This is a genomic window from Pseudohongiella sp. (assembly GCF_040877505.1).
Taxonomy (GTDB): domain Bacteria; phylum Pseudomonadota; class Gammaproteobacteria; order Pseudomonadales; family Pseudohongiellaceae; genus Pseudohongiella.
Window position 1 is genome coordinate 112,053 of sequence record NZ_JBBDNQ010000028.1, and the last position, 13,400, is coordinate 125,452.

Below are 13,400 nucleotides of genomic sequence, written 5' to 3' on the forward strand. Positions count from 1 at the left end.
CGTTTTGCCTTTATGCCAGCATCAGTTTATCACGTTGAAACATAATCAGAAAACCGTCCCGAAGAATCCTGCATCCAGCCTGGAGAATGACAGATTTCCGGCTATTTTGTCCCGGTATGGCGCCAACAACAACGATGTGTCGATTATGATATACGCTGGCCAGACCATGTCGGACGTTCACAACGTCCCCTTGATGATGCCGGACCAGTGCTGTGTTTTTGTCTCTACCGACATGGCTGCATGCGCCGGGCTGGTTGACGGGAGCCGTTGCAGATGCAGGCGGTCTGATACTGCAGACAACTGGGGGGCGACATGTTTCATAAACACGGTTTCCGCCTTCGCGCCGTTGAAATAGATGCGTTCAATACCAGGGTAGCGAATCAGGAAATCTGCGAAGTCATTCGGCACAATGGAAGACGCAATGATATCGGAATCCAGGCTTCCTGACCGGGTGCATGTCTGCAGCACATCCCACAGGGCAATCTGATTTTCCTGCAGAGCCGCCAATCTGGCTGGGTAGGGCGCAGTGGCCGATATGTTCAGGAGCTTGCCAATAATGGTCCAGAAGCTGTTGCGAGGGTGGGCATAATATTGCTGCGCACGCAGTGAGGCAACACCGGGCATGGAGCCCAGAATCAGAACCCTGGCATCGGCGCGGACGACCGGGGCGAAGCTGTGGACACGGTGGGTCATGACACTCTGTTTCTCCTGGCTATTAGCAGGTGGTTATTAGCAGGCGGCGCTGGCGCTTATCGCAGCTGGCGCGAGTGTTGGATTACACAGTCGTCATCAACTTGTCATTGAGCCTTGTTAGTTTGACCGATCACGGTAATCAAATCACTTGTGCAGATATTACGGTTACGGCAACACTCATGACAGTCAACGAACAGCGGCAGGCATTACTTGCCATTTTACAACAGGATGCGATCACAACGCTGTTTCAGCCCATTGTATCAACGGTGGAAAAACGTGTCGTGGGTTACGAGGCGTTGACGCGAGGGCCTTCGAACAGTCCTTTACACTCGCCGTTGACGCTTTTTGCCACTGCCAGACATTTCGGGCTGTTGACCGATCTGGAGATACTGTGTCGCCGCAGTGCGGTGCACAATTTCTGTCAGCAGGCGTTCGAAGGTCTGCTGTTTCTCAACGTTTCTCCGGAAAGCCTGCTGGAGCAGCAGCATTTCCCGGGGCGTACCTTGTCCATTCTCAAGGACTACGGCATCAGGCCGGATCAGGTAGTGATCGAACTGACCGAGCACTCGCCAATCGACAATGTCGGGTTATTGCAAAGTGCTCTGCATCACTATCGGGATATGGGCTTCTCGATAGCCCTGGATGACCTTGGCGCAGGCTACTCGAGTCTGCGTTTGTGGACAGAGTTGCAACCGGAGTTTGTCAAAATAGACCGGCATTTCATCGACGGCATCCATCGTGACCCCATGAAACGTGAATTTGTCGGCTCCATATTGAATATGGCGAAAGCATCCCGCTCGCACGTGATCGCCGAAGGTATAGAGCTGGCTGAAGAACTCAAGGTCCTCGAAAGTATGGGCGTGGACTGGGTCCAGGGTTACTGGCTGGGTCGGCCTGAGCCGGATCCGGTGGCCAGTCATCATGTTTTGTTGGCGAAACTGACTCTGGACGATACACCGGCGCATGATCCGGGGCTGAACAGTCTGGTTATTTCCGTTGCCGGTGTGCATGTCAGCGAAAAAGTCAGTCAGGTTCTGCAGCGGTTCCAGCAACAACCCAGCTTGAACAGCCTTGCTGTGCTGGATGATTTTAATGTGCCAGTTGGTACGGTTCATTGCCACGCGTTGAGCCAGGCTATGCTGAAACAATACGCTCACGAGCTGCACGGTCGCAAACCCATAGGCCATATGATGGACAACGATTGCCTGACCGTTGACGTTCAGCAAAGTCTGCAACGTGTCAGTCGCCTGTTGACCAGCCGCGCGCGGCAGCGCCTTGAGGAAGATTTCATCATCACGCGGGATGGTGAGTATCTCGGCTTGGGGCGCGTGATTGATGTACTGCGCCAAATTACCGAATTGCAAATCCGGCAGGCTCAGTTTGCCAACCCCCTGACCCTGTTGCCGGGCAATATTTCCATTCAGGAATGCCTGGATCGCCTTCTGAAGCACGGTCTGACAGCGCATTTGTGTTACATCGACCTGGACTCGTTCAAACCGTTCAATGACGTGTATGGTTACGGCAAAGGCGACGAGGTGCTGCTGGGCCTGGCGCATACTCTGCGTGACATTTGTGATCCGGATCAGGACTTTGTCGGCCATATTGGCGGCGATGATTTTATGCTGGTTCTGCGCGGCAATGACTGGCGCCAGCGTCTGGATGCAGTAAACCAGAGTTTTCAGATCCTGTGCCGGCAATTGTACAAGCGCGAGCATATCGAGGCTGGTGGTTTCCATGCCCCCGATCGCGATGGTGAATGGCGCTGGTATGACCTGTTGAGTCTTTCCGTTGGTGTACTGGAACTACCTGAGCATGCCAGCAAAACAGTGAATGCCAGCCAGCTGGCTGAGCTGGCATCGCGCAACAAGCATGAAGCCAAGAAAATCCGCGGTTTCAGTGTGGTATGCAATCACCTGGATCACCTGACTGCGTTGAATGCCGATCTTGTCCGCCTCCGGCAACTTGACAGCCCTGTTGCCCAGACCGCCGGATAATACCTCTTCACGTCCCATTCCAGCCGATAAAATAGTCGTCGATTCGGTACAATGCCGCGCATGGATAGCTGAAGTGAATTTGAGGAGTGCGTGGAATGTGGTTTAAGAGTATCCGTCTGTATCAATTTACCCGGCCCTTCGGGCTGACTGCCGTAGAACTGGATAAAAAGCTGAGCGAGTTTCTGTTTCAGCCCTGCAGCAGCTTCGAGCGCAGCCGCTTTGGCTGGGTCAGCCCGCTGGGCAAAGAGGAAGAGGCGCTGACCCATGTTGTCGGCGACTGCATCATGGTGTGCGCGCGCAAAGATGAAAAACTGCTGCCCGCCGCGGTCGTCAATGACGCCGTCAACGAGCAGGTCGAAGAGCTTGAAGCAAAACAAAGCCGCAAGGTCTACCGCAAGGAGAAATTACAGATCAAGGATGATGTCACGGCGGCCTTGCTGCCAAGAGCGTTCTCGCGCACCCGCAAGGTGTTTGCCTACATTGATCACAAGGCGGGTTTGCTGGTTGTCAACAGCAGCAGCGCCAGCGCCGCTGAAGAGTTGATTTCCGGGCTGCGCGAGTGTCTGGGCTCCATGCCCGTGGTGCCGGCAGACGTGCAGCAGGCGCCGGGCTCGGTGATGACGGGCTGGTTACAGGCTCAGGTCGCCGACGGGCAGTTTGAGATCAGTGAAAACTGTGAGCTGTTCAATCCGGCCGAGGATGGCAATTCGATACGATGTTCGGGTCAGGACCTGACCGCCGATGAGATCAGGGTGCACCTGGAGGCCGGCAAGCAGGTCAAGAAGCTGGGTGTGGTATGGAATCAGAGCCTCAGTTGTGTGCTGGCCGATGACCTGACCATCACTCGGCTGCGTTTTGAAGACATGGTGCTGGAAAAGGCTCAGGAAGCCGATGCGGAAACTGCAGCGCAGCAGTTTGATCAGGACTTTGCCGTCATGACACTGACGCTGGCGGGGCTGTTCAACGCGGTGTTTGAGGTTTTTGGTGGCGCCAAAAGCCACGCCGGCTGAGGTCGCTGACGTCTCTGATGACGGTTTGTCGCAGACTGGCTGTCAGGTATCGGAGGCGTCAGCGCCAAGGGCCTCCAGCGCCTCCTGAACCTGCTTAAGCATGGTTGCGCCGCTGTTGTCGGCTGACTGCATGCCTTCAGACTGAGCGGTTAACAGTAGCCGGGCGTCGTCATCCCAGCGGCGCAGAATCTGGATTTTCTGGGCAGTGCTCAGCTGCGCCGCCTTGACAACCTGATCCGGGGAGTCAAAGGCGTCGGCGGGATCCAGTAGCATATCCTTGAAGTCCATGGTCAACCTCCTGCGGTGAGCGTAGCGTCCAGCGTGACATCGGCTTTCAGCAGTTTGGATATCGGGCAGCCTGCCTTGGCTTTGTTGGCGATGGCCTCAAAGGCAGCCTGGTCTATAGTCGGGATTTTTGCCTGCATCACTAAATGTACTGCGGTGACGGCAAAACCATCTTCCACTTTATCCAGTGTCACGCTGGCCTTGGTGTCGATGTTGTCAGGTGTATAACCTTCTTCACCCAGCAGCATGGAGAACGCCATGGAGAAGCAACCGGCATGCGCTGCGCCGATTAATTCTTCAGGGTTGGTGCCGGGTGCATCCTCAAACCGTGTGTTAAAGCCGTACGGATTATTCTTCAGGGCGCCGCTTTCAGTGGAGATGGTGCCTTTGCCCTGTTTCAGATTGCCTTGCCAATGCGCCGATGCGTGCTTTTTCATGGGGCTTTTCCTTTATCAAGTATCCAGATGACAGCTAAACATATCGTCGGGCGATGGTAAAGCCGCACCGGTTTTGATTCCTCGGTCATATTCAGTACTTTACTATATGTGCCAAACCGTACATATGATTCTGTCTGAAACCTGTAAGCTTGAGCTGTATTGCCCGACAATCTGATTCTGATTCGCCACTATTGCATCCAGTTGATATTGGGTCGGGTCTGACGCTGGCACTCGCCAAGGAGACAAATTTTGACCGAACGAAAACCGATCACTGAGCAGAAGAATCCTGGTCCCGCCGAGACGACCATCAAGCAGAATGTGCTGCTGTCGTTGCTGGACGACGATGCGCTGTCGCGACTGGTGCCTCACCTGGAACTGGTTGAAATGCAGCTGGGCGCGGTGGTCTATGAACCGGGCCACATCATGGGCCATGTGTATTTTCCCACTGACAGCATTGTGTCCCTGCTGTATGTGATGGAAGACGGATCGTCTGCAGAAATTTCAGTGGTGGGCAACGAAGGCCTGGTCGGTATCTCCCTGTTCATGGGCGGCGATAGCACGCCCAGTCGTGCGGTGGTGCAAAGCGCCGGTTACGGTTATAAGCTGAAAAGCAGTATCCTGATGAAGGAATTTAATCGTCATGACCGGATGCTGACCCTGTTGCTGCGTTATACACAGTCGCTGATGACACAAATGGCGCAAACGGCGGTATGCAACCGCCACCACAACGTTGATCAGCAGCTTTGCCGGTGGCTGTTACTGTCACTGGACCGCCTGAGTGGCAGTCATCTCAATATGACCCAAGAGTTGATCGCCAATATGCTGGGTGTGCGCCGCGAAGGTGTCACCGAGGCAGCGGGCAAGCTGCAAAAACTCGGTGCTATTGCCTACAGCCGCGGCAAGATAGCGGTGCTGAATCGGGAGTTGCTGGAGCAGCTGAGTTGCGAGTGTTACGAGGTGGTGAAAGCTGAAAACGACCGGTTGTTTGCATTGTTGAAACAAGAGGCCTATCGTCAATAGGCAACAGTAGGCAATTTACTCTATATATACGGTGTCGGACAGACAGACAGGTGAGGTTTTCATATACTTTAGGGCGGTACAAAATTGCAGCGTAATTCACCGTGCCCGGGATTGGCGCGCTGTGGTACAGGGTGTATTTATGTCTGCAAACAATTCAACCCCACTGCTCAATCGCTTGCTGGATGTATTGTCGGCAGACGTGCGAGAGCAGGTGCTGGACGAATGCAAACTCGTCAACCTCAAGTTCGGCGATGTTCTGTGCGAACTTGGTAAAAAATCGGCCCATGTTTACTTTCCTCTGAATTGCCTGGTTTCCCTGGTCATCATTATCGATGATCATGCGCCCTTTGAGCTGGCTATGATCAGCCGTGATGGCATGTTGGGTGCCAGCGAGGCACTGGGCGTTGGTGAAGCACCCCAGCGTGCCGTCGTGCAGGGGGCCGGGGAGGCCATACAAATGCCGGTGCAACTATTCAAGGATGTGTTGCAGGAACAGGCGCATTTTCAGTCCGCAGTTAAACGTTACCTGTTTGAGTTGATGACGCAGATCAACAGAACGGCCGGTTGCAGTCAATTCCACCGGGTCAACAGCCGACTGGCACGCTGGTTATTGTTGACTAATGATCGTTCAGGTAGCCGCAGTTTTGCCTTGACGCAGCAATATCTGTCGGAAATTCTTGGTGTGCAGCGCAGTGCTGTCAGTATCGCCGCCAGCGACATGCAGAATAAACAACTGATCAGCTACACGCGTGGCGTGATAACCATCCTGGACAGAGCCGGGCTGGTCGCTGAAGCATGTTCCTGTTATGACGTGATTGCCGGTGGCACGCGATCGCTCTGATTGCCTGCAGCAGCAACCGCAGAGGCCGCAGAATAAGCAGAATAGACAGTGATTAGCTGGCGCGATGCTGATCCGTACTGGACAGGGCATCATGCGTAAACACCGGTAGCGTTATGCCGCTGGCGGCATCCTCTATCGCGTCGATGTGAATGACCGGTGTGCCGGCCAGCACATTGCCAAACACATTGGCAAACGCAACATCGGCTGCGTCCCTGCCGGTGCCCAGACGAACCAGCCCCATGGGCTGGGTGACACCGCTGGGGTCAAACAGATACCAGCGCCCGCTCAGCATTACTTCCACGTAGGCATGAAAATCGGGCGGGCCAAGACCGGGGTCGGCGCCGTAGTCGATACCTGACACAAACCTCGCCGGTATATTCAGTGCGCGACACATCGTTATCATCAAATGCGCGAAATCGCGACACACGCCCTTGTGATCAAGCAGCGTTTCCAGGGCTGACGTTGTTCCGCCGGAGCTACCGCTGACAAATTGTGTTCGACGTGTCACCCAGTCACGTATGGCAATGACGCGGTAATAGCCTGGATTCATGTGGCCAAATTCAAAATTGGCCAACGCTGCAAATTTGTCTGACTGGCAGTATCGGCTGGGATAGATGTAAGTCAGCACATCCAGTGGTATTTCTGACACTGGCATTTCATGTAAAGAGTCCGGATCTTCGTGATGGTGATTGATGTCAACAGTACCCTGATATGACAGGGTCAGGTCACCTTGCCTGGCCTGCAGCCGAAGGTAGCGAATACCTTCGGCATCCAGAGTCAGGGTCCTGGCAATAACATCCTGTCGGATGGTGAGAGTTTCCTCAATCACCGTCTGTCTATCTGTCTGAGCGGGGTGGAAGTTAAAGATAAAGTCACTGTGTGAACTGAATATCTGATAGCCCAAGGTGATGGAAAATTTTAATCTGACCATATCAACAAGAATCTCTGAATGAGCGAAAATGGGGTACTTACCTGCTTATATCGAACTGCGTGACGACCTACTATGGGACACCTTTTTCTGTAAGTTGTAAACATTAACCATGAGTTTTCATTCCGACGTGACTGACATCGAAGCGGACAGTATTTCTGCGGGCAGTATTACTATTCATACAAAACACTGGCTGGTCCTTGTGGCAGGCGAGACAGTTGGCCTGACCTATATAGAGTATCTGTTGTTAAAAACCCTGATGGAAGAACGGGGCAAGGTCGTCAGCCGGGAGTCGCTTCTGAAGCGTGTGTGGTCCTACGGCAACGTCACCCTTCTGGAGACCCGAACTGTTGATGTCCATGTGGGCAGATTACGCAAAAAACTGGGCGAGGCCGGTGAACTGATCATTACAGTGCGTCATGTTGGCTATCGTATGGCGTTTTCGCCGGAATGGGTCAGTCGTTAACAAGTGGTGCACCATGATACCCGGTGCTTTGTTATCAGGGGCTGACCACTCGCATGCGCACAGCGTGACGCACCAGCCCGGCGATATTGGTTGTGTCGAGTTTGCGCATTAACTGGGTGCGATGTGATTCAACCGCCTTGACCGAAAGATTGAGCAACTCGGCTATTTCCCGGGTAATCGATCCCTCGGCGACCAGTTGCAGAATTTGCCGTTCCCGCAGGGAAAGACGAACACCGGCGTCATCATTATGCCTGAGGTAAGCCTGCACCAGGGTGCCAGTCACCTCCGGACTGATATACAGCCGGCCCCGACTGACTTCGTGCAGGGCCTGCATCAGATCCGCTGAGGCTTGTGTCTTTAATACGTAGGCTTTAACGCCGGCACGAAATGCCTCCTGAAAGCAGCTTTCATCCCGGTCCATTGTCAACATAACCACTTTTGTTGCCAGACCCAGCTGGGCTATCTCCCTTGCCACTTCGAGGCCGTTCTTGCCCGGCATGTTGATATCGAGCACGACCGAATCCGGCACAAGTTCTGTTGTCATGGCCAGCGCGTCAGGTCCATTTGATGCCTCGCCGACAATGGTGACACCGGCAGTTTCCAGCATATTCCGCACGCAGTGGCGAAACATGACGTGATCATCTGCCAGGACTATATTCAAGTTTGTACCACTCCCATTCCAGGTTAGTTCAGGCTTTGATCATGCCGCGGCGAATCGCATAACGGACCAGATTGGCAATATTGTGAATGTCCAGGCGCTGCATGATATGAGTGCGGTGCGATTCGGCCGTTTTAACGCTGACAAAAAGCATGGCAGCGATGGTTTTTGTGGTGTGTCCTTCTGCGATAAGCTGGAGTACCTGGCGCTCGCGTTCACTCAGTGCGTCTACGTCTTTCGAGTCACCACCGGACACGTAAGCGTTCACCACGGCGTCGGAAATGCCGGGGCTCAGATAAACCGAGCCCTTCATGACCTCCTGAAGCGCCTTGATCAGCTCGGAACCGGTCTGGTTCTTTAATACATATCCGCGAATACCTGCCCGTAGCGCTTCCAGTACACAGGTGTCATCGTCATACATGGTGAGCAGAATGATCTGGGTATCGGGGGAACGACGCTGTATATCGCGCGCCGAGTCGATACCATTGAGGAGCGGCATGCTGAAGTCAAGTATGGCCAGGTCAGGTGTCAGTTGTCGGACAAGGCGGATCGCTTCATGGCCATTCTCGGCTTCCCCGACTACGTCGAATTCTGCTTTTTCCAGCATGGTTATCAGGCCCTGTCGGAACATGGCATGATCATCAGCTACAACAACACGTTTTTGTTTTAAATTGTTCATAAAGGTATCGCCACTTGTAGTGTAGTTCCCAATCCAGGTTTTGACAAAATTTCACATCTGCCGCCCAGGGCCCTGGCTCTCTCTTTGATGCCGATCAGGCCGAGGCCGGACGAGCATTCGGTTTTGTTTCGTGATGGTCTGAAACCATCGCCTTTGTCACTGATGGAGCAGTAGATGGAGTCATGATCGCGCCACACATGGACCTCGGCGTAGCTGGCGTTGGCGTGACGGCACACATTGTTAAGTGCTTCCTGCACGGTACGGTAAATAACGGTCTCAACGGCGGGGTTGATCCTGCCGCCGGCGTCGCCGCTCAGGTCAATGGTCAATGAACTGCGCGACTGGACACCGTCTGTCAGCAGTTTAAGTGCCGGCATCAGTCCCAACTGGTCCAGCACGATGGGGCGTAGTTCATGCGAAAGGTTGCGCAGCTGCGCGCAAATTTCATCCAGCAGACCGAACACACCCTGTATGCGCGTTGACGTATCAGGGTCAGAGTTCTTGGCAATTTCTGCCAGCTCAAGATAGACCACCGCCAGCATCTGAGCCGAATCGTCGTGCAGTCTGTGGGCGATGCGTTTGGCCTCGTTTTCGAAGACATCGTACAGTTTGACCAGGGCGTCATTGGATTCGCGATTGCTTAAGCGGGCAACTTCAAACGGGGAAAGCACTTCACGCAGAAAGTTGCTGGCAGCGCTGTTAATGCTTTGCCGTTCCGATCGGGAATGTCCGGCCGCCAGAATCAGTTCATTCAGCGCCAGTTGGTGGGTTTCGGTCAGATCAAGCAGACCAACACCGTTGCGTAACTTGTCTCTGCCGATATCGTAGGCAACCGTCAGACCGTCTTCATCTTTGGTATTAAAATACGAGTTGAGCAGTGCCTGGTAGTGGTTCTGCCCCCTGAGTTCCGTTAGTGTCTGCATTAAGTCGCCCATCCGTGTAACGTGCGTCAATTTAATGGCAGATTAGCAGTTCCAGCAATTCCTTCTGTGCATCTACGCACATAGACGTCAAATATATGCAGTTTATTTTCGAGTCAGCCATTTGTTGCTGTATTCAGGCTTTAACCTGCCCAGATTTGTCCCCCAGCCACATCAGCATGTCTACCCGTACCCCTTGCCCGGGCTTGCTGGTTATCGTGAAGCTGTCTGCGATTTGTTTCAAACTCGGCAGGCCCAGGCCCAGGCCACCAGAGGTGGAGAATCCGTTTATCATCGCGCGGGCGATGTTCTGTATGCCGGGGCCCTTGTCGGTGGCGATAATCTGCAATCCAACTTTACCGTCGCCGGCAATTTTGACCAGCGTGATCTCGCCGTGTTCAGCGTAAAGAATAATATTCCGGGCCAGTTCCGAGATGGCGGTGGCGACCAGCGTGGACTGCGTGGGGGTGCAGCCAATCTCCTGCGTCATGATGCGACCTTTTTGCCGCGCTTCGACAATGTCCTGAGGACCTGAAATACGGATTTGTTTGCGATCGCCGATTCCCTGAACCGCAGGGGAGTCGTGGGTTGCAGGGTCGTGTTGCGTCACGGGAAGGTAGCTTACTGATTCTTCGTTCATATAGTTTTTCTCGTAACATTTTCTCATAACAACAAAATTGAATCTGGTAAAAACCTAGCATTTGGCATGACGTACGTATGTACGAAATCGTACATAACGTGGCAGTTGTTCAGATCATTTGGCACCTGATCATTTGACACCTGATCTTGACAACAGACACGTACGTCGGATGACAAGCGCATGGATCTTCCTGCTTCTCAGTTGTTACATGAACGTTACCGGTGGCATGCGAATTAATCGAAAAAATCAGGTCTAAAAATTCGGCTGGCAGGACCTACCTGGTAGTCCTTGTTATTTAACCACCATGAAACACCAGGCGCTGAAAGGTATTCAGCTGGAGAAAAATTATGTCCCATCACCACCGTATGCTGAGTAACGCATGCGCAATCGCCGCGCTATTCTGCGTTTTCCACGCTGAGGCTCAGCCTTTTTCATCAGGAGGCATACTCGAAAACCCCGGATCTGCCGTCGCCAGGGCCGCAGTGGGAAAGCACCAGATCAACGGCTTTGTGCCGGATCGCGGGGCCTTCAGGTTCCCTGCACCCTATAACACTCAGGGATTCCGGCTGACCAATGCCAGTGACTGCAATGGCAATGACTGCGTGAACTATACCGGCTATTCATACTGGCGCAACATGAATAACCATATTGGCAAAGAATCCATGCTTATTTTTCTGGGCCTGGATCGCCATCGTGGAGGTCGTGGCCCCAGTTTGTACGAATTGAACAAAACCACAGGTAATCTGGTTGACCTGGGTGCATTGTTTCCCGAATCCCATCGTCTGAGCTGGGCCAGCGGCGAGGGCTGGTATTTCAGTGCAACCATGCCCACCAAGCTTTACCTCAATGACGGGCCCAAACTTGTCCGTTTTGATGTAATCACCGAACAGATGCAGACCGTTTTTGATGTCACTAATCAGTTGGGCGCGGGGTACCACGTGTTCCAGGTGCACTCCAGCGACAATGATCGTGTGCACTCGGCAACCGTGCGTGACAACAAAAACTACGATGTACAGGGTTGCATGGCTTACGATGAAAATACAGGCAGGTACCACGTATTTCCTGTTACACGTGAATTCGATGAATGCCAGATTGATCGCAGTGGCGAATTTCTTATCATCAAAGCCAATATTGATGGCAAAAAGGGCGAAGACAACCTGATTGTTACCCTGCGTACCGGCGAACAGCGATTGCTACTGGATGAAGACGGTGCCGGTGGTCACTCTGATGTCGGGCACGGTTACATGATTGCCGCGGACAACTGGGACAAAAAAGCCAACAGCTGGAAAATGTGGGATCTGACGCAAAGCCGACTCCAGGGCAAACCGGTATATAGCAATAATGATTGGAAAAATTTCGCCCCCGCACATCTGTCTCATACCAATGCCCGCGCAGACCTGCCTGGTCGACAGCAATATGCATGTGGCAGCAGCGTCAATCGGGGAAAGGGGGTTCACGCCAACGAAGTTGTGTGCGTTACCCTGGATGGCTCTGGTGCCTCCGTTGTGGTCGCGCCGACGATGACCAATCTTGATGCTCCCGGAGGGCGCAATGAATATGCCCGATTCTCCAAAGGCAATCTTGACGTTACCGGTAAGTATTTCCTCTGGACCAGCAATCTGGACGGTGGAAGACTGGATGTGTTTGTGGTTCGTGTTCCGGATCAGCTGCTGACAGGTATCACTGATCACGGCGACAATGACTATGACGAAACCGACTATGACGACAACGATGACAACGACAGTTCTCCCGGTAACTGGCAGCAACCCGTTCAACCGGTCAAAGTCGAGCAACCCACTGTCACCCCCGGTGCGGTTACCTGGCAGCCCTCAGGCAACCTGCATACGTCAGGTGGCACCGTAGTCAAGACGGGTGGTTGTAGCGGTTGCCCCGATGTGGGCATGGTATCCACGCAAGCTGCCACACCGGACTTTGGCAAACTTGAATTTACCGTGGATTCTACCTGGGAGATGATGGGTGCAGGATTTACCCGCTCGCAGTCGATACCCGACGCCTCCGCTGCCGAATTTGGTCTGTGGTTCCAGAGTGGGCTTGCAGTAGTCAGGGAATATGGTGGTTATCGAGCCGATACCCCTTACAATCGTGGCGACCGTTTTGCTGTGTTGATCAATAATGGCAAGGTCGAATATACCCGCAATGGCGTCGTGTTCTATACCAGCTACGGCAGGGCTACTCACAATCTGTATTCGGCACTGACCTTCTTCCATAAGGGGGCCACGATGTCTAACGTGTTATTTTCCGTAAACCGTCCGGGTTCAACAAACCCTAATCTGGTCGGACCGTCGCAACCGGCAGACAACGGTGCAAAAAAACCGGCAACCGGCGTGGACTGGGGACGCGTGCTGAATGTGCGAGTTGACGGCGGCTGGCTGGTCAAATCAGCAGGCTGCCAGGGCTGTCCGGACTCAGGTGCAATTTCCGCAAAGATCGCCGCTGGCGGTTCAGCACGCATGACATTCACAGCTGATTCTACAGACCCGCTGCTGTTTGCCGGTTTTACCCGTTCACAATCCATACCGGATGCGAGTTCGCTGGATTTCGGTCTTAGATTGCAAAATGGTATCGCCGAGGTGCGTGAATATGGCGCGCACCGCGCAGACACAAGTTTCCGGTCCGGTGACAGCTTCAGCATCGCCGTCAGGAACGGGAAAATTGAGTATTCACGCAATGGCGCGGTGTTTTACACCAGCTCAAACCGGTCAACCCAGCCTTTGTATTCAGGGGTGTCATTTTTTGGACTGGGTGCCGCATTACGAGATGTCGAATTTGAAACCGACTGATGAGCCAGGGTGTGGCTTGACTGGCAAC

14 protein-coding genes are annotated in these 13,400 nt (G+C 53.5%); 6 read left to right on the forward strand and 8 right to left on the reverse strand.

What is annotated here, in order from left to right; translation table 11 throughout:
- Positions 1–177 precede the first annotated feature (177 nt).
- Entirely contained in the window at positions 178–693 is a 516-nt protein-coding gene (locus WD071_RS10110) for a DNA-deoxyinosine glycosylase (protein WP_368048252.1), read from the reverse strand.
- A gap of 179 nt (positions 694–872) precedes the next feature.
- Between WD071_RS10110 and WD071_RS10115 the strand changes: the two genes are divergently transcribed.
- Both WD071_RS10115 and rdgC read left to right on the forward strand, forming a co-directional pair.
- Positions 873–2,687 (forward strand): EAL domain-containing protein, encoded by a 1,815-nt coding sequence (locus WD071_RS10115; RefSeq protein WP_368048253.1) that lies wholly within the window; start codon positions 873–875, stop codon positions 2,685–2,687.
- A 95-nt stretch (positions 2,688–2,782) separates the two neighbouring features.
- Positions 2,783–3,697, forward strand: coding sequence for a recombination-associated protein RdgC (gene rdgC / locus WD071_RS10120; RefSeq protein ID WP_368048254.1), 915 nt, complete (start codon positions 2,783–2,785; stop codon positions 3,695–3,697).
- Positions 3,698–3,739: 42 nt separating this feature from the next.
- On the opposite strand, the gene WD071_RS10125 is transcribed toward rdgC, so the two are convergent.
- Positions 3,740–3,985 (reverse strand): hypothetical protein, encoded by a 246-nt coding sequence (locus WD071_RS10125; protein ID WP_368048255.1) that lies wholly within the window; start codon positions 3,983–3,985, stop codon positions 3,740–3,742.
- 2 nt (positions 3,986–3,987) lie between these two features.
- Positions 3,988–4,419, reverse strand: coding sequence for an OsmC family protein (locus WD071_RS10130; protein ID WP_368048256.1), 432 nt, complete (start codon positions 4,417–4,419; stop codon positions 3,988–3,990).
- Positions 4,420–4,725: 306 nt separating this feature from the next.
- Here WD071_RS10130 and WD071_RS10135 point away from each other — a divergent pair, with 306 nt between their 5' ends.
- Together WD071_RS10135 and WD071_RS10140 are read left to right on the forward strand one after the other, a co-directional pair.
- A complete protein-coding gene (locus WD071_RS10135) occupies positions 4,726–5,439 on the forward strand; it encodes a Crp/Fnr family transcriptional regulator (protein ID WP_368048379.1) in 714 nt (237 codons plus the stop codon).
- A 139-nt stretch (positions 5,440–5,578) separates the two neighbouring features.
- Positions 5,579–6,280 (forward strand): Crp/Fnr family transcriptional regulator, encoded by a 702-nt coding sequence (locus WD071_RS10140; protein ID WP_368048257.1) that lies wholly within the window; start codon positions 5,579–5,581, stop codon positions 6,278–6,280.
- 52 nt (positions 6,281–6,332) lie between these two features.
- Here the strand turns inward: WD071_RS10140 and WD071_RS10145 are convergent, their stop codons facing one another.
- Positions 6,333–7,211: a transglutaminase family protein gene (locus tag WD071_RS10145; RefSeq protein ID WP_368048258.1), complete on the reverse strand. Its 879-nt coding sequence runs from the start codon at positions 7,209–7,211 to the stop codon at positions 6,333–6,335.
- 109 nt (positions 7,212–7,320) lie between these two features.
- Between WD071_RS10145 and WD071_RS10150 the strand changes: the two genes are divergently transcribed.
- Complete coding sequence (locus WD071_RS10150) at positions 7,321–7,674, forward strand: winged helix-turn-helix domain-containing protein (RefSeq protein WP_368048259.1); 354 nt, start codon at positions 7,321–7,323, stop codon at positions 7,672–7,674.
- A gap of 34 nt (positions 7,675–7,708) precedes the next feature.
- Here the strand turns inward: WD071_RS10150 and WD071_RS10155 are convergent, their stop codons facing one another.
- The 4 genes from WD071_RS10155 to WD071_RS10170 all read right to left on the reverse strand — a co-directional run bounded on the left by WD071_RS10155 (position 7,709) and on the right by WD071_RS10170 (position 10,571).
- Positions 7,709–8,335: a response regulator gene (locus WD071_RS10155; RefSeq protein WP_368048260.1), complete on the reverse strand. Its 627-nt coding sequence runs from the start codon at positions 8,333–8,335 to the stop codon at positions 7,709–7,711.
- A 28-nt stretch (positions 8,336–8,363) separates the two neighbouring features.
- Positions 8,364–9,011 carry a response regulator gene (locus tag WD071_RS10160; RefSeq protein WP_368048261.1) on the reverse strand — a complete coding sequence of 216 codons (648 nt, stop codon included), beginning with the start codon at positions 9,009–9,011 and terminating at the stop codon, positions 8,364–8,366.
- Positions 9,008–9,934, reverse strand: coding sequence for a phosphatase RsbU N-terminal domain-containing protein (locus tag WD071_RS10165; RefSeq protein WP_368048262.1), 927 nt, complete (start codon positions 9,932–9,934; stop codon positions 9,008–9,010). Before WD071_RS10165 ends, WD071_RS10160 begins: the two co-directional genes overlap by 4 nt.
- A gap of 133 nt (positions 9,935–10,067) precedes the next feature.
- Positions 10,068–10,571, reverse strand: a complete 504-nt coding sequence (locus tag WD071_RS10170) for an ATP-binding protein (RefSeq protein ID WP_368048263.1) — start codon at positions 10,569–10,571, stop codon at positions 10,068–10,070.
- A gap of 347 nt (positions 10,572–10,918) precedes the next feature.
- Between WD071_RS10170 and WD071_RS10175 the strand changes: the two genes are divergently transcribed.
- On the forward strand, positions 10,919–13,372 hold the full coding sequence (locus WD071_RS10175) for a hypothetical protein (RefSeq protein ID WP_368048264.1): 2,454 nt from the start codon (positions 10,919–10,921) through the stop codon (positions 13,370–13,372).
- Positions 13,373–13,400: the final 28 nt, after the last annotated feature.